The organism is Caulobacter sp. Root1472 (assembly GCF_001426985.1).
Taxonomy (GTDB): Bacteria; Pseudomonadota; Alphaproteobacteria; order Caulobacterales; family Caulobacteraceae; genus Caulobacter; species Caulobacter rhizosphaerae.
This window is the reverse complement of the sequence record NZ_LMFX01000049.1, coordinates 47413-62418: the sequence shown is the minus strand read 5'-3', so window position 1 is coordinate 62418 and position 15006 is coordinate 47413. Positions and strand designations below refer to the sequence as shown.

At 68.2% G+C, this 15006-nt stretch carries 16 protein-coding genes; 4 read left to right on the top strand and 12 right to left on the bottom strand.

What is annotated here, in order from left to right; genetic code table 11:
- Positions 1–88 precede the first annotated feature (88 nt).
- From ASD47_RS22950 to miaA, 5 genes are all read right to left on the bottom strand, one after another.
- A complete protein-coding gene (locus ASD47_RS22950) occupies positions 89–1894 on the bottom strand; it encodes an acetolactate synthase 3 large subunit (RefSeq protein ID WP_056761857.1) in 1806 nt (601 codons plus the stop codon).
- Positions 1895–2008: 114 nt separating this feature from the next.
- Positions 2009–2056 carry a hypothetical protein gene (locus ASD47_RS28340; protein WP_369744215.1) on the bottom strand — a complete coding sequence of 16 codons (48 nt, stop codon included), beginning with the start codon at positions 2054–2056 and terminating at the stop codon, positions 2009–2011.
- A gap of 118 nt (positions 2057–2174) precedes the next feature.
- The gene (locus ASD47_RS22945; RefSeq protein WP_056761855.1) at positions 2175–2657 is read right to left on the bottom strand and encodes a CinA family protein; all 483 of its coding nucleotides are present in this window, start codon (positions 2655–2657) and stop codon (positions 2175–2177) included.
- A 9-nt stretch (positions 2658–2666) separates the two neighbouring features.
- Positions 2667–3095: a hypothetical protein gene (locus ASD47_RS22940; RefSeq protein ID WP_056761854.1), complete on the bottom strand. Its 429-nt coding sequence runs from the start codon at positions 3093–3095 to the stop codon at positions 2667–2669.
- Positions 3092–3967 (bottom strand): tRNA (adenosine(37)-N6)-dimethylallyltransferase MiaA, encoded by an 876-nt coding sequence (gene miaA, locus ASD47_RS22935; protein WP_056761852.1) that lies wholly within the window; start codon positions 3965–3967, stop codon positions 3092–3094. Before miaA ends, ASD47_RS22940 begins: the two co-directional genes overlap by 4 nt.
- A 55-nt stretch (positions 3968–4022) precedes the next feature.
- On the opposite strand from miaA, the gene ASD47_RS22930 reads away from it, so the two are divergent.
- Genes ASD47_RS22930 through ASD47_RS22920 form a run of 3 tightly spaced genes read left to right on the top strand, consistent with a single transcriptional unit; the run spans position 4023 to position 6090 of the window.
- Positions 4023–4484 (top strand): hypothetical protein, encoded by a 462-nt coding sequence (locus tag ASD47_RS22930; RefSeq protein WP_056761850.1) that lies wholly within the window; start codon positions 4023–4025, stop codon positions 4482–4484.
- A gap of 56 nt (positions 4485–4540) precedes the next feature.
- Positions 4541–5410 (top strand): phosphoserine phosphatase SerB, encoded by an 870-nt coding sequence (gene serB, locus ASD47_RS22925; protein WP_056761849.1) that lies wholly within the window; start codon positions 4541–4543, stop codon positions 5408–5410.
- A gap of 32 nt (positions 5411–5442) precedes the next feature.
- Positions 5443–6090, top strand: a complete 648-nt coding sequence (locus ASD47_RS22920) for an HAD family phosphatase (RefSeq protein WP_255355541.1) — start codon at positions 5443–5445, stop codon at positions 6088–6090.
- A gap of 49 nt (positions 6091–6139) precedes the next feature.
- On the opposite strand, the gene hflC is transcribed toward ASD47_RS22920, so the two are convergent.
- Both hflC and hflK read right to left on the bottom strand, forming a co-directional pair.
- Entirely contained in the window at positions 6140–6982 is an 843-nt protein-coding gene (hflC, locus tag ASD47_RS22915) for a protease modulator HflC (RefSeq protein ID WP_056761847.1), read from the bottom strand.
- A complete protein-coding gene (gene hflK / locus ASD47_RS22910) occupies positions 6982–8082 on the bottom strand; it encodes an FtsH protease activity modulator HflK (RefSeq protein WP_056761845.1) in 1101 nt (366 codons plus the stop codon). The genes hflC and hflK overlap by 1 nt, the downstream gene beginning before the upstream one ends.
- A gap of 97 nt (positions 8083–8179) precedes the next feature.
- On the opposite strand from hflK, the gene ASD47_RS22905 reads away from it, so the two are divergent.
- Positions 8180–9292: an Mrp/NBP35 family ATP-binding protein gene (locus ASD47_RS22905; RefSeq protein ID WP_056761844.1), complete on the top strand. Its 1113-nt coding sequence runs from the start codon at positions 8180–8182 to the stop codon at positions 9290–9292.
- A 94-nt stretch (positions 9293–9386) separates the two neighbouring features.
- On the opposite strand, the gene ASD47_RS22900 is transcribed toward ASD47_RS22905, so the two are convergent.
- From ASD47_RS22900 to ASD47_RS22880, 5 genes are all read right to left on the bottom strand, one after another.
- Positions 9387–10697, bottom strand: coding sequence for an outer membrane protein transport protein (locus tag ASD47_RS22900; protein ID WP_056761842.1), 1311 nt, complete (start codon positions 10695–10697; stop codon positions 9387–9389).
- 277 nt (positions 10698–10974) lie between these two features.
- Complete coding sequence (locus ASD47_RS22895; protein WP_056762109.1) at positions 10975–11883, bottom strand: SDR family NAD(P)-dependent oxidoreductase; 909 nt, start codon at positions 11881–11883, stop codon at positions 10975–10977.
- 139 nt (positions 11884–12022) lie between these two features.
- Complete coding sequence (locus ASD47_RS22890; protein WP_056761841.1) at positions 12023–13027, bottom strand: HlyD family secretion protein; 1005 nt, start codon at positions 13025–13027, stop codon at positions 12023–12025.
- Between the two features lie 20 nt (positions 13028–13047).
- Positions 13048–13815: an ABC transporter ATP-binding protein gene (locus tag ASD47_RS22885; RefSeq protein ID WP_056761839.1), complete on the bottom strand. Its 768-nt coding sequence runs from the start codon at positions 13813–13815 to the stop codon at positions 13048–13050.
- On the bottom strand, positions 13812–15005 hold the full coding sequence (locus ASD47_RS22880) for an ABC transporter permease (RefSeq protein WP_056761837.1): 1194 nt from the start codon (positions 15003–15005) through the stop codon (positions 13812–13814). Before ASD47_RS22880 ends, ASD47_RS22885 begins: the two co-directional genes overlap by 4 nt.
- Position 15006: the final 1 nt, after the last annotated feature.

Below are 15006 nucleotides of genomic sequence, written 5' to 3'. Positions count from 1 at the left end.
GACGACACGAAAGCAGAAAAACCGCGACCTTACTGAATTCCTCATCCTAAGGCGCTCTCCGCAGGAGGGCCTCGAAGGACGCAGTGCGTTAGACCAGTCCCGCGCCCGCCGCTCCGATCACGTTGCCGATGTCCTCGACGTCGCCCATGATCATCTCGTTATGGGCCTTGCCCGAGGGGATCATCGGCAGGCAGTTCTCGTGCTTCTCGACGCGGCAGTCGAAGACCACGACCTTGTCGCTGTTGATCATTTCCAGGATCTTGCCGTCCAGCTCGGCCGGGTCCGAGCAGCGGATGCCGACCGCGCCATAGGCTTCGGCCAGCTTCACGAAGTCGGGCAGGCTGTCGGAATAGGAGTGGCTGTAGCGCTCGCCATGCAGCAGCTGCTGCCACTGGCGGACCATGCCCATCCATTCGTTGTTCAGGATGAAGATCTTGACCGGCAGGTTGAACTGGATCGCCGTCGACAGCTCCTGGATGCACATCTGGATCGAGGCCTCGCCGGCGATGTCGACGACCAGGGCGCCCGGATGGGCCAGTTGCACACCCAGGGCGGCGGGCAGGCCGTAGCCCATGGTGCCCAGGCCGCCGGAGGTCATCCAGCGGTTGGGCTCCTCGAACCGGAAGAACTGGGCCGCCCACATCTGGTGCTGGCCGACTTCCGTCGTGATGTAGACGTCCTTGTCACGGGTCAGGGCGTACAGGCGCTCGATGGCGTACTGCGGCTTGATGACCGTGTCGGAGCGCCGGTAGTTCAGGCACTGGCGGGCGCGCCACTGGTCGATCTGGGCCCACCAGTCGGTCAGGGCGGCCTTGTTGGCCTGGTGGCCGGCGGCCTTCCAGGCGGCGATCAGGTCCTCGAGCACGCTGCCGGCGTCGCCGACGATCGGCAGGTCGACGCGGACGTTCTTGTTGATCGACGAGGCGTCGATGTCGATGTGGATCTTCTTGCTGCCCGGCGAGAAGGCGTCGAGCCGGCCGGTGACCCGGTCGTCGAAGCGGGCGCCGACGCAGATCATCACGTCGCAGTCGTGCATGGCGTTGTTGGCCTCGAACGTGCCGTGCATGCCCAGCATGCCCAGCCACGCCGGGTCGGCGGCCGGGAAGGCGCCCAGGCCCATCAGGGTCGAGGTGACCGGCGCGCCAGTCAGGGCCGCGAACTCCCGCAAGGCTTCGGCCGCCTTGGGACCGGCGTTGATGACGCCGCCCCCGGTGTAGAAGATCGGTCGGCGAGCGCCGGCGATCAGTCGGGCGGCTTCGGCGATGCGGTTCTGGTCGCCTTTGACCCGCGGATTGTAGGCGTGGGTCGAGGCGACTTCGGTCGGGCCGTAATATTCGCCCTTGGCGAACTGGACGTCCTTGGGGATGTCGATCAGCACCGGGCCGGGCCGGCCGGTGGTGGCGATCTTGAAGGCCTCATGGATGATCTGCGGCAGGTCGCGGACGTCCTTGACCAGGTAATTGTGCTTTGTGCACGAGCGGGTCATGCCGACCGTGTCGGCTTCCTGGAAGGCGTCGGTGCCGATCAGGTGGGTGGGGACCTGGCCGGTGATGACGACCATCGGGATCGAGTCCATCAGGGCGTCCATGATGCCGGTGATGGCGTTGGTCGCCCCCGGGCCCGAGGTGACCAGCACGACGCCCGGCTTGCCCGAACTGCGGGCGTAGCCCTCGGCGGCGTGGGTTGCGCCCTGCTCGTGGCGAACCAGGATGTGCTGCAGGCGCGATTCGTGGAACAGCGCGTCGTAGATCGGCAGGACCGCGCCGCCCGGATAGCCGAACAGCACCTCGACGCCCTGGTCCACGAGGCCGCGGACCACGATCTCGGCGCCGGTCATGGCGCGGGAGGCGGTGTCGACGGCGGCCGAGCTCTCGATGGTCTGGTGGGCGGTCATGGCGGTGATCCCTGGGGTTGGGAAGCGAGGCGGCGGGAAGCGGAGAAGCGGAAAAGAAAAAAGGCCCCGAAGGACCTTTGTGCGCGCGACCGATCTATCAGCGTGACTTCGAGGTCACGCCGTGAACGGCCGCTCCATAAGTACGATCATGGTGTTGCGCACGAGTGTTGCTCCAAATGGATGATTGGGGAATGCCATGCTCGCCCAAGGGCGTCAAGGCGCGCTTTGACGCAAGAAACGACCCGTTGCGCCGGCGCAACGGCGTTCCGTCAGGCGAAATTCAACCCAAGCGTTCCAGGAGCAGGGCAAGGGCGTGCTCAGCGAAGCGCCGCATGTTCGTCTCGCGGTCGTCCAGGCCCGTCTCGACGGTAAGACTGACCTCGGTGTCCGGCCCGACCACGGCGGCGCAGCTGTGACCCGCCGCGTCGCCATAGCGGTTGCCGTCCGGCCCGGCCGCCCCGGTTTCCGAGAGTCCCCAGGTCGCCTTCAGGTTCTTGCCGGCCACCCGGGCCAGCAGCACGGCGTAGGGCTCGCTGGCCGAGCGCAGGCCGTCCATGGCCTTCTGCGGGATGTCCAGCAGGGTAAGCCGGGCGCGGGCCGTGTAGACCACCGCGCCGCCGACATAGAACTTCGACGCGCCGGACACGGCCAGCAGGGCCGCCGAAATCAGGCCGCCGGTCGAGGATTCGGCCACGGCGACGGTTTCACCCCGCTCAGTCAGGCGAGCGGCGACGGCGGCGGCGAGGCGGGCGAGTTCGGTCATGAATGTTCCCTAGTTTGCATCTTCGCTGAAAGCGATCTGATCCATCAGCGACTTGGCGCAGGCTGTCTCCTCAGACGTCACCCGCAGGCCGCGTTCGGCGATCAGCCGGTCGAACGTCGCCGCCATTTCCCGGCTTTGCGCAGCGGGGCCCTTGATGACACCGCCGTCGATCATCGTGACGATCCCGACGTCGGCGGCCTTGAAGGTCATTGGGCGAGCGGTTCGCCAAGCGCAGGGTCGGAAAGCCATGCGGTGCGTATAGAGCCGGACGCGCTCGCCGTTGAGCGGTTCGGGCAAGCCAAGACTGAAGAGCAATCCTCCTTTGGAGTCTCTATCGACGACCATGCCCAGCTGCGCGTAGCTGGGCTGCTCGACGGGATCCGGCGTGGCGCAAGCGGTGAGGCCGGCCAAGGCGAAGAGCGTCAGCGCGTATTTCATGGAACCACCCTCTCCCAATCCGGCGTCTGGTTCCTGAACCAGGTCATCTGCCGCTTGGCGTAGCGCCGCGTCTCCTGCCGCGCGGCTTCCAGCGCCTCGTCCAGGCTCGTCTCGCCCCGCAGATGAGCGGCCAGTTCGCGGTAGCCGACGGCCTTGAGGGCGGGCAGGGACGGGTCCAGGCCGCGCGCTTCCATGGCCGCCACCTCGTCCAGGGCGCCGTGCTCAACCATCAGGCCCAGGCGGGTGTCGCAGCGCTCGTAGAGCTCGGCGCGCGGCGGCTCCAGCACGACGCCCCGCCAGCTCCCCGCCGCCAGGGCCGGTCGGGTGTCGGTCTGCCAGGCGGTCAGCGACTTGCCGGTGGCCACGGCCACGGCGTGGGCCCGGACCAGGCGTTGGCGGTCGCCGACCTCGATACGGGCCTCGGCCTGAGGGTCGAGCGTGGCCAGCACGTCGCGGAATTCGGGCTCGCCCTGGGCCGCGTAGAGCAGGGCCGAGATCTCGCGCTGGCTTTCAGGCACCGGCGGCACGTCGGCCAAGCCGTGGGTCAGGGCGCGGAAATAGAGGCCCGTGCCGCCGACCAAGATGGCAGGACGGCCGCGCGCCGCGATCTCCGCCAAGGCGTGAGTCGCCGCCGCCAGCCAGCGCCCGACCGACCAACCGTCGGCGGCGTCGGCGACGCCGAACAGGTGGTGCGGCGCCTGGGCCAGCTCGTCGGGCGACGGTCCGGCCGTCAGCACCCGCAGGCCGGCATAGATCTGCATGGAGTCGGCGTTGACGATCTCGCCGCCGGTCTCGCGCGCCAGTTTCAGGGCCAGGGCGGACTTGCCGCTGGCGGTTGGCCCGGCGATAAGGACGATCTTTGTATCAGGCAATCTCGGGTCGAGTCCTTTTCCGGTCTCGAGGGGTTCGCGTTATCGGGGACAAACCATGAAAACCACCTTCGGCGCCATCCTGGCCGGCGTTCTTGTCTTGACCGCGTCTTCGGCCCTGGCCGCATCGGGCGATCGCACCACGCCAGCCCAGGCGACCGCCGAGACGGCGCCTCAAGCCGAAGGGCCCGCCACCTTGGACGAGCGCCTGGGCTGCGGCGTGATGCTGGTGACCATCGACGAGGTGCTGCAGCGCAATCCACAGCTGGCGGCGAAGTTCTCGCAGGGCAACGGCGCCGGGGCGGCGATGGTCCCGATGTTCAAGCTGCTGGGCGTCAGCGGCGGCCAGGTGCTGGACAAGGCCTATGCGGAGGGCGTGGCCCAGGGCTCGACGCCCTCGACGCTGTACCGCCGAGGCGTGGCCGCGCTGTCGGCCAAGATCAACCAGGACGGCGGCGGCAAGGACCAGGCCATGGCGGTGTTCAGCCGTTGCATGTCGGTGGCCGCGCCCCAATCCTGAGCCTTCGGAACGCTTGAAGGTTGACGCGGGCGGCTTCCTCCAATAGCCGCCCCGTCATGCTCGCGATCACACTCGTCTCGCCCGACCCTGCCGCCCTGGCGCAGGCCGCCGCCGTCGTGCGCGCCGCCGTGGCGATCACGTCGGATATTCCGCTGGGGGAGGGCGCGCTGGACCTGCTGGCCGACTCGCCGCCGGTCGAGACGCACCAGGCGGTGAAGGCCACCGTCGGCGACCTGCCGGTCGACTTCGCCGTGCAGCCCGTCGAGAACCGCCGCAAGCGGCTGCTGATCGCCGACATGGACTCCACGATCATCAATGTGGAGTGCCTGGACGAACTGGCCGACTTCGCCGGGGTCAAGGACAAGGTGTCGGAGATCACCGAACGGGCGATGCGCGGCGAATTGGCCTTCGAGGGCGCGCTGCGCGAGCGGGTCGGCATGCTCAAGGGCCTGTCGGTTGACGCCCTGCAGGCCTGCTACGACGACCGCGTGAAGCTCAATCCCGGGGCGCGGACCCTGGTGCGGACCATGGCGGCCCACGGCGCTCGCTGCGCCCTGGTCTCGGGGGGCTTCACCTTCTTCACCTCGCGCGTCGCCGACGCCGCCGGTTTCCACCTGAACCGCGCCAACACCTTGATCGAGGCGGGCGGCCTCCTGACTGGCACGGTCGGCGATCCGATCCTGGGCAAGGAGGCCAAGCTGGCGGCCCTGCGGGAGGAGACCGCGGCGCTGGGACTGACCCCCGCCGACGCCCTGGCCGTGGGCGACGGCGCCAACGATCTGGCGATGATCGAGGCCGCGGGCCTGGGCGTCGCCTACCGCGCCAAGCCGATCGTCGCGGCCCAGGCCCACGCCAAGGTCGACCACGCAGACCTCACCGCCTTGCTCTACTTCCAGGGCTACACCGCCGCGGAGTTCGCCTCGTGACCTTCCCACGCGGCGTCCCCTTTCCGGAAGAGATTCGGGCGGTGGTGTTCGACATGGACGGGCTGCTGCTGGACACCGAGACCGTCTACCAGGCGGCGATGATCGAGGCGGGCCAGGCGTTTGGCGTCGACTTCACGGCCGCCACCTACCGCTCGATGGTCGGCAAGACCAACCCGGAATGCGGGATGATGCTGCGAGAGCTCTACGGCGCCGGCTTCCCGGTCGAGGACTATTTCGCCCGCACCTGGGCCGACGTTGAGGCGATCCTTGAGGCCGAGGTGCGGCTGAAGACCGGGGTGATGGAGATCCTCGACTACCTGGACTCCCTGGGTGTGCCGCGCGCCATCGCCACCTCCAACAGCCGCCAAGCCGTCGACCGCTATCTAGGCCGCTTCGACCTGGTCAAACGTTTCCACGCGGTGGTCGCCAACGCCGACGTCGTCCGCCACAAGCCGCATCCTGACCCGTATCTGGAAGCCGCCCGCCGGCTGAACGTGCACCCGACCCTGTGCCTGGCCTTGGAGGATTCCCACCCGGGCGTCCGCGCGGCCCACGCGGCGGGGATGATGACGATCATGGTGCCGGACATTCTCGATCCGAATGAAGAGATGCACGACAAGTGCGTGCACATCGCGGAGAGCCTGCACGTGGTCATGGACCTGCTGAAGGCGGCGGCTTAGAGCCGTCCAGCCGGGACTTCCTTCTCCCGCAAGGGGGAGAAGGATCAGGTCAGCCCGCCGGACCCTTCTCGAAATATTTGAAGAACGCGCTGTCGGGCGACAGCACCAGGGTGGTGTCGCCCTGGCCCAGCGCCTTCTCGTAGGCCGACATCGAGCGATAGAAGGCGGCGAAACCCGGGTCGCGGCCGAAGCTTTCGGCGAACAACTGGGCGCGCTGGGCATCGGCCTGGCCGCGGATCTTCTCGGCTTCCTCAGTCCCCGTCGCGATGATTTCCAGCCGCTGTTGCTCGCCCTTGGCCCGCAGTTCGGCGGCTTCGCGTTGACGTGCGGTGCGCATGCGTTCGAAGACCGCCTGCTGGTTGGCCTCGGGCAGGTCGGCGCGCTTGATGCGCACATCGATGACCTGTACGCCCAGGTTCGAGGTCGCGGCGCGGCGGACCATGTCGTCGCGAGTCCGCTTGGTAAGGGCGGCGCGACCGCCGGAGACGATCTCCTCGGACGAGGCCCGGCCCAGTTCCTGACGCAGCGATGAGTTGACCAGGCGGGTCAGGCGGTCGGCGGCGGTGCGTTCGTCGCGCAGGGTGCGGTAGAATTGGCGCGGGTCGGTGACGCGATAGCGGACGAAGGCGTCGACCACCAGGCGCTGGGCGTTCGACGCCATGATCTCCTCTTGGTCGACGTTGAGCGCGATGCTGCGATTATCGAACCGCACGACGTTTTCGACGAAGGGCGTCTTCAGGTGCAGGCCGGGCGACTCGACCTCGCGGATCGGATCGCCGAAACGGACGATCAGCGCCTGCTGGCGCTGGTCCAGTTGATAGACGGTCTGGGAGAGAAGGATCAGGGCGCCGATGGCCAAGGCGGCTCCGGCGAACAGGCGACGATCGGTCATCAGTTGGCTCCCGCCGGCGTGGAAGAGGTGACTCGAGCGGTCGAGGTGCGCGGGCGGAAGGCGTCGGGGGGCAGAATGATCGGGGCGCTGGCGCCCTTGCTGTCGACCACCACCTTGTTCGACCGGGCCAGCACGCGCTCCATGGTCTCGATGTAGAGGCGTTCGCGGGTGACGGCCGGGGCCAGCTTGTACTGGTCATAGACCTGGTTGAAGCGAGCGGCCTCGCCCGAGGCTTCACGGACCACCTGGGCGCTGTAGCCGCGCGCGGCCTGCACGACCTTGGCGGCTTCGCCGCGGGCGATGTTGGCGTTTGACTCGGCGTTCTGGCCGGCGGCGGTGACGTCCTGGAAGGCGGCGATCACCGGTGGCGGCGGGTTGGCGGCGCGGATTTGCACGCCGTCGATGAACACGCCGGCCTGATAGCGGTCGAGAATGGCCTGGGTCAGGCTGCCCGCTTGGTCCTGCACCTGGCCGCGGGCGGTCGTCAGGATGGGCTGGAGGGCGGTCTTGCCGATCACCTCGCGCATCGCGCTCTCGGCCACGGCCTTGATCGCCGCGTCGGGGTCACGAAGGTTGAACAGGTACTTGGCCGGGTCGGAGATGCGGTACTGAACCGAGAAGCTGAGATCGACGATGTTCTCGTCGCCGGTCAGCATCAAGCTTTCGTCGGGCAGGGGCGCGGTGGGAACGCCGCCCACGTCGATGCGCTGGAGCGAGGTGACCGAGACCTTCTCGACCTGTTCGATCGGGAAGGGCAGGTGATAGCGCAGGCCGGGCGAAGCGGTGCGCGAATAGGCGCCGAAGGTCGTGACCACGGCTTGCTCGTCGGGCTGCACCACGTACGATCCGGACATCGCCCATAGGCCGACAGCCACCGCCGCCGAGATGGCGAGCGCGCGGGACCGGCGCGGGCCGCCGAGGACCTGGCGCATCCGGTCGGACAGCCGTTCGAGCAGGGCGTTGACGTCGATGGGCGGCGGCGGACCGCCGGGACCGCTCGGACGCGGCTCTTCGCCCCGGTTACGATCCGCGTCCTTCTTGCCGTCGTTCGGCGGCGGGGATCCCCAGGGTCCGGGGCCGGCGTTGTCGTTCCAGGGCATGGGCGGCTTGGTCTTCCGTCACAACGAAGGGCGGGGTTGTAAAACGACCCCCGCACGCGGATATGAAAGCCCCCGCAGAACAAGGCAAGACAATCCCGTGACCGCAGCTTCCCCCGCCACCCTCGACGACGCCCGCGCGGCGCTGAACCTGATCGTCGATCCGGTCTCCGGCGAAGGCCTGGTGGCGGCCGGTCTGGTGCAGGGCCTGGTGGTCCGCGCCGGTCGCGCCGGTTTCATGCTGGAGGTCCCGGCGTCCCAGGCGGCGACCTACGCCCCGGTGCGTGAGGCGGCCGAGAAGGTGCTGGCCGGCTTGCCGGGCGTCGACGTCGCCCAGGTGGTGCTGACCGCCCAGGCCGCCGAGGGCGCGACGCGGGTGCGCAAGGGCGCCAAGGTTTCCGAAGACGGCCAGGCCAGGCTGGTCCCGCCGCCGGAGGCCGAGAAGCCGGCCCATGTGAAGCACGTGATCGCCGTCGCCTCGGGCAAGGGCGGGGTGGGCAAGTCGACCGTGGCCACCAACCTGGCCTGCGCCTTCGCCGCCCTAGGCTTGCGGGTCGGGCTGCTGGACGCCGACGTCTACGGGCCCTCGGCCCCGCGGATGATGGGCGTCGACGGCGAGCCCAGCTTCGAGGACGGCAAGCTGCAACCGCTGGAGGCCCATGGGATCAGGCTGATGTCGATCGGTTTCCTGGTCGACGAGGGCAAGGCGATGATCTGGCGCGGTCCCATGGCGTCGTCGGCCGTGCGCCAGATGATCCACGACGTGGCCTGGGGCTCGGAGGCCGCGCCGATGGACGTGCTGGTCGTCGACCTGCCGCCCGGCACCGGCGACATCCAGCTGACCCTGGTGCAGAAGCTGAGGATCGACGGCGTGGTGCTGGTGACCACGCCCCAGGAGATCGCCCTGATCGACGCCCGCCGGGCCGCGGCGATGTTCGGCAAGACCGCCACGCCGATCCTGGGCCTGATCGAGAACATGGCCTTCTTTGCCGACCCGGCCACGGGCGCCCCGATCCCGATCTTCGGGGCCGGCGGCGGGGTGGCGGAGGCCAAGGCGCTGGGCGTGCCGGTCCTGGCCCAGGTCCCGATCGAGATCGTCGTGCGCGAGGCGGGCGACGCGGGGACCCCCGTGGTGCTGCGCGCGCCGGACAGCGCCGCGGCCAAGGCGTTCGTCGGGGCGGCGAAGGCGCTGTGGGACGGGGTGAAGGAATAGTTCGCCATGGGGCTTCCCCTGCGGGGGAGGATCAAAAGAAAAAGGCCGCCCGGATCGCTCCGGACGGCCTCCTTTCGTCAACTCACGCCAGGGCTTAGAAGCTCCAGCGCAGGCCCGTCGACAAGACCACGGCCGAGCCCCCGACGTCGCCCTTGAGATTCAGGGTCGTCGCCGCGGCGGTGCCGCGATAGATCGTTTCGGTGCGGTTGATCTTGGTGTCGTCGAAGCTGATGTACGACAAGGCCGCGTCCCACTGGATGGCGTCGGTGGCCTTCCAGGTCGAGCCGATGGCGTACAGCATGCGGTCGCCGTCTGGCACGCGGGCGGTGCGGCCGACGTCCGGGGTCGGGGTCGGATCGTACTGCACGCCGGCCCGCAGGGTCAGCTTGTCGTTGACGTCATGATCGACGCCGACCGCCACGGTCGTGGTGTCCTTGTAGTTCTGCTCGCTGACGCTGCCGCCGTTCGGATAGGTGACGACGATCTGGTCGAACTCGCTCCAGCCGATGCGCGAGACCGAGGCGTTCAGGGTGGTCTTGTCGGTCACCTGCCAACGGGCGCCCAGGTTGGCCATCCACGGAGTGGTGATCGTCGCCTTGCCGTCGGTGTCGACATTGGCCGCGGCGAGCGGGCCCAGCAGGCCGGAGACGACCACGTGGCCGTCCAGCTTGTGCTTGATCTCCGAGCGATACGAGGCGCCGATGGTCAGGGCCGGGGTGGCGTGGAACTGGGCGCCGACGTTCCAGCCGTAGTCCCAGTTGCCGTCGCCCTTCAGCGACGAGGAGCCGTCGGGCAGCAGGGGCGACAGGTTGGGCAGGGCCGAGCTCAGTTCGGCGTCGGTGTACTGGGCCGAAACGCCTACGCCGAGGTCCAGCATGTCGTTGACGCGGTAGGCGATCACGCCGTTGACGTCGATGGTCTTCAGGTTCGACTTCAGGGCGTCGTAGCGGGTCCAGCTGCGGCTGTTGTAGTCGGTGGTGAAGTTGTAGGGCGCGGCGACGGACAGGCCGACTGCCAGCTTGTCGTTGACGCGGAAGGCGCCGGCCAGGTTGGGCACGATGCCGTTGTTGATCGGGCCGCCGGCATAGGGCTCGCCGCCGACCGGGGTGGTCAAGCCGCCGGGGATGACCGGGCGGGTCAGGGTCGAACCGGCGTTGTTGACCTGGGAGTCGACCTGGACCAGGTGCACGCCGCCGTAGATCTCGTTCTTGTCGAGGCCGGCGATCGAGGCGGGGTTCCACCACAGGCTGGCGGCGCCGCGGTCGGCGACCTCGCCCGAATAGGCGCGACCGGCGCCGCGCACCGATTGTTCCTGCAGGTAGAAGGCGGCGGCCGAGGCCTGGGAAGCCGCGACCAGCGCGGCGAGCGCCACGCCGGCGGCGAGGGAGATACGCGTAATGGACATGAGAGACGACCTTCTGGGGAGGAAGCTCCGGCGCCCTTGGTGGCGCCGGTTGCCGTCGCTCTAACGCATCCAGTCAAAAACCGTTGCTATTTATTCGCAAAACCGTGAATTTTGTGCAGAGCGCCCAAGAATGTCGGCGTCGAACGGGATCTATATTTCGATGTTCTGTCAGTTACGTTTGAAGTTGCCTGAAAAGGACGCGGAAAAGCTGACGTAAGGGAAATCTACGCCACGTTCTTCCGCGTCACAATTCAAGATCTCGCCTTCGCGAGCGGAATTAACCGCCCGCCAGCTTGCGGAAGAACTTCGCGCCCTGTTCGCCGCCATTAAAGTAGGCTTTCTGGTCGGCCTCGGCGGTGATGCTGTCCCAGTTGTCGCGAACCTCCTCGGCCGAGAGGCCGCCCTCGCCCAGATAGACGCCTTCGGTCTCGAAGATCCGCGACAGGGCGAAGGCGCCGGCGCCGGCGGTCAGGATCGCGCCGGTCGGGGCGTCTTCCGACACCAGATAGACCACGCCCGGGGTGACATATTCCGGCTTCAGCTTCTCCAGAACCTCCGGCGGCATCAGGCCCTCGGTCATGCGGGTGGCGGCGACCGGGCTGATGGCGTTGATCTTGACGTTGTTCTTGGCGCCTTCCAGCTTCAGCGTGTTCATCAGGCCCAGCACCGCCATCTTGGCCGCGCCGTAGTTGGACTGGCCGAAATTGCCGTACATGCCCGAGGACGAGGTGGTCACGACGATGCGGCCGTAGTTCTGGGCTTTCATGATGTCCCAGACCGCCTTGATCGGCTTGAAGGTGCCGAACACGTGGACCTGGATCACCGCCTCGAAGTCGGCCAGCTCCATCTTGGTCAGGGTGCGGTCGCGCAGGATGCCGGCGTTGGCGACCAGGATGTCGATCCGGCCCCACTTTTCCATCGTGGTCTTGACCATGTCGGCGACGCCGGCGTCGTCGGTCACCGACGCGCCATGGGCGATGGCCTGGCCGCCGAAGGCCTCGATCTCGGCCACGACAGCCTTGGCCGCCTCGGACGAGCCGCCCGAGCCGTCGACGCTGGCTCCAAGATCGTTGACCACCACCTTGGCCCCGCGCCGCGCCAGCTCCAGCGCATGCTGCCGGCCCAAGCCCCCGCCCGCTCCCGTGACGATCGCCACCTGACCGTCGAACCGGATATCGTCCGCCATGCTCATATCTCCCTCAAACGCGTGTTTTGTTTGGGGCGTTTGTGCGGTGCGGGAGAATTGGCGTCAAGAGAGCGGTCCACCCGTCCGGTCCGGCTCAACGCATATGCGATAGCCCCGCCCGGGAGGGGAGGAGGGCGCTTTACGCCTTCTTCTTGTCGCCGCCGGCCACCGGCGGCTTGGGCTGGTCGCGCTTCACGCCGGCCTTCTGGCCGGGCTTCATGAACTTCACCAGCACGCGCTGGCCGACCAGGATCGGGGCGCCGTCGGCGCTGACCACCACCTCGACGACGCGCTCGTCGCTGCGTTGGCTCGGATCGTCGGAGGCCAGCTTGCGGGCCCCGAACACGGCGGCGCGGCGGAGCACCTTTCCGACATAGGTCTTGGTCGGGTCGGCTTCCGGCTGGATCTCGACCTCCTGCCCGATCGTGATGTTGGGGATGTCGGCCTCGACGATCTCGGCGCGGACGATGCGAGCGGTTTGCGGCTCGAGGTCGAACATCGGGGTGACGTTCAGGGTCGAGGCGCCGGCGCCGGGATTGGCGTAGCGACGGGCGATGCGGCCGTTGGCGGGCGCGCGGATCACCGTCAGTTCCTGGTTATAGCGGGCCTGGGCCAGTTGGGCCGTCGCCACCTGGATCGCGGCCTGCTGGGCCTGGATGTTGGCGTTGGCCGACGAGATCTGGTCCTGGGCGGCGTCCAGGCGCTGGCCGGCCACGAAGTTGGCGGCCGACAGGTTCTGCAGACGCTTGTACTCGCGTTGGCCCGTGTGCAACTGCACCTGGTAGACGGCGACCTGGGCGCGGGCCGAGGCCAGGCTGGCCGACGCGGTGTCGGCGGCCAGGCGGGCGTCGTCGTCCTCCTGCTTGGCTAGGGCCTGGCCGGCCACCACGTCCTGGCCTTCCTGCACGAACACTTCGCGCACGATGCCTTGGCGACGCGCAGCCACCTGGATGATGCCGCCCTCGACGTCGGCCTTGCCGTTGGCGATGGCCGCGTAGGGGCTCGGCTCTTCCTGGACGGCGGCGGCCTCGAGCTTCTTCTTCTTCTCGGCGGCCTGTGTCTTCATGAAGAAGAACCCGCCGCCGCCGAGCGCGAACACGGCGAGGATGATCCAGAAGGCGGGGCGGCGCAGGAACGCGGGCATTGCGGGGCTTCCTCGGAAAATCAGTGGCTGAGCGGCGTGGGATTGGCGTCGGGCGTCCGGCGCACGTCGTCCAGGATCCGGCCGTCTTCGATATGGATGACGCGGTCGGCGTAGGCTTCCAGCCGCGGGTCGTGGGTGACGCAGATCACCGCCGCGCCGCGTTCGGTGGCGGCCTGGCGCAGCAGGCGGATGACGATCTCGCCGCTTTTCCCGTCGAGGGCCGAGGTTGGCTCGTCGGCGAAGATCAGGTTGGGGTTCTTGGCCAGGGCGCGGGCGATGGCGACGCGCTGCTTCTCGCCGCCCGACAGCTCGGACGGACGCTGGTTGACGCGTGGGCCCAGGCCGACCGATTCCAGCGCCGCCTGGGCGCGCCGCCCGGCCTCGCCGGGACCGACGCCCTGGTACTTCAGGGCGGTCATCACCTGCTGCTTGGCTGTCAGGGCGGGGAACAGGTTGAAGCCCTGGAAGATGAAGCCGCAGTGGTCCAGGCGGAACTTGTCGATCTTGCCCGGCGACAGCTTCCACAGGTCGGCGGCCTCGAGGGCCTTGACCTTGCCTTCGTCGGGCTTGAGCAGCCCCGACAGGGCCGCCACCAGGGTCGACTTGCCTGAGCCCGAGGGGCCCATGACCATGGTCACGTCGCCGTGCTTGGCGTCGAAGTCGACGCCCTTGAGCACCTCGATGAACGTGCGGCCGGTCTTGAAGCGCTTGACCAGGCCCTTGGCCGTAAGGGCGCTTTCGCCATGGGTGAAGCTGCTGACGCCTTTGATCGTGACGGGAGCGTTCATCGCAGGAGGTCCGCGGGTTGGCTGTTCTTGAGGACGCCCAGCGACAGGAAACCGGACACCATGGCGATGACGATCAGGAACACCGCGACCACCACCACCAGCAGGGGCGGGAAGTACATCGGCACGCCGCTGACGGTGGCCGCCAGAGAGACCAGCCAGGTCAGCACGCCCGAGGCGACCACCCCGACCACCCCGACCCAGAAGCTCAGCTCCAGGACGATGTTGCGCAGGTCGCTCATCGACACGCCCAGGGCGCGCAGGCTGGCGAATTCCTTGATGTTGGCCATGATCGCCCCGCGCAGGGTCTGCCAGGTGATCACCACCCCGATCAGCAGGCCCAGGAACGCCGAGAAGCCCAGGATGATGACGATGATCTGGTCGCCGAGCATAGCGCCGGAATTGGCGTCGGCCAGTTCCTGGCGGGTCCAGGCGCGGAACTTGCCGTCGCCCTTCTTGTTGAGTTGGGCGGCGACGATCTCTGCGCGGGCCGGGTCGCGGATCTGCACCATCAGGGGGCCGACGCGCTGGCCGGTGTCGGCCTCGCCCAGCATTCGCAGGGTGTCGCGCGACATCACCAGGGTCGGCTGGATGATGTTGGGGTAGCCGTGGGTGACGACGCCGATGGTGATGGTCTTGCCATTGTAGAGGGCCTTGTCGCCCTTCTTGACGCCCAGGCGCTTGAGGGCGGTCTGGTCGACGGCCACGGAGTACGGCTGGCGCAGGGCCTCGACCATGCTCAGCGTATAGTCGGTCGGCACCGTGACGAAGCCCGGGATGGCGTCGATCACCGTGACATTGACGAACTCGCTTTTGCGGCCACCCCCGCCCCCGCCTTTGCCGCCCTGTTTGGCGCGGGCATCGGCCTTGGCCTGCTCCTCGGGCGACTGAATGTTCTGGAAGCGGCCGCCCGAGCCGTCCAGCGGCGCCACCTGCAGCACTTCGGGGTGGCTGTAGACCAGGGGGATCATCCGGCGCGGCAGGCCCGAGGGGCCGCCGAACAGCGCCTTGGCGCCGGGGCCCAGCACCATGATGTCGGCCCGGGCGCGGTCGATCTGGGCGGTGAAGCCTTTGCCGATGCCGACGAAGATGCCGACCTGGGCCAGCACCAGCAGGCCCGAAAAGGCCAGGGCGACGACGGCCGCCATGTACCGACGCCACTCGTACAACAGTGTGGCCAAGGCCAGCGACATG

What these genes read in the sequence shown, in the direction of transcription:
- ASD47_RS22950 (WP_056761857.1), bottom strand. Translation starts at nt 1,894, where the DNA reads ATGACCGCCCACCAGACCATCGAGAGCTCGGCCGCCGTCGACACCGCC.
- ASD47_RS22945 (WP_056761855.1), bottom strand. Translation starts at nt 2,657, where the DNA reads ATGACCGAACTCGCCCGCCTCGCCGCCGCCGTCGCCGCTCGCCTGACT.
- ASD47_RS22940 (WP_056761854.1), bottom strand. Translation starts at nt 3,095, where the DNA reads ATGAAATACGCGCTGACGCTCTTCGCCTTGGCCGGCCTCACCGCTTGC.
- ASD47_RS22930 (WP_056761850.1), top strand. Translation starts at nt 4,023, where the DNA reads ATGAAAACCACCTTCGGCGCCATCCTGGCCGGCGTTCTTGTCTTGACC.
- serB (WP_056761849.1), top strand. Translation starts at nt 4,541, where the DNA reads ATGCTCGCGATCACACTCGTCTCGCCCGACCCTGCCGCCCTGGCGCAG.
- hflC (WP_056761847.1), bottom strand. Translation starts at nt 6,982, where the DNA reads ATGACCGATCGTCGCCTGTTCGCCGGAGCCGCCTTGGCCATCGGCGCC.
- hflK (WP_056761845.1), bottom strand. Translation starts at nt 8,082, where the DNA reads ATGCCCTGGAACGACAACGCCGGCCCCGGACCCTGGGGATCCCCGCCG.
- ASD47_RS22900 (WP_056761842.1), bottom strand. Translation starts at nt 10,697, where the DNA reads ATGTCCATTACGCGTATCTCCCTCGCCGCCGGCGTGGCGCTCGCCGCG.
- ASD47_RS22895 (WP_056762109.1), bottom strand. Translation starts at nt 11,883, where the DNA reads ATGGCGGACGATATCCGGTTCGACGGTCAGGTGGCGATCGTCACGGGA.
- ASD47_RS22890 (WP_056761841.1), bottom strand. Translation starts at nt 13,027, where the DNA reads ATGCCCGCGTTCCTGCGCCGCCCCGCCTTCTGGATCATCCTCGCCGTG.
- ASD47_RS22885 (WP_056761839.1), bottom strand. Translation starts at nt 13,815, where the DNA reads ATGAACGCTCCCGTCACGATCAAAGGCGTCAGCAGCTTCACCCATGGC.
- ASD47_RS22880 (WP_056761837.1), bottom strand. Translation starts at nt 15,005, where the DNA reads ATGTCGCTGGCCTTGGCCACACTGTTGTACGAGTGGCGTCGGTACATG.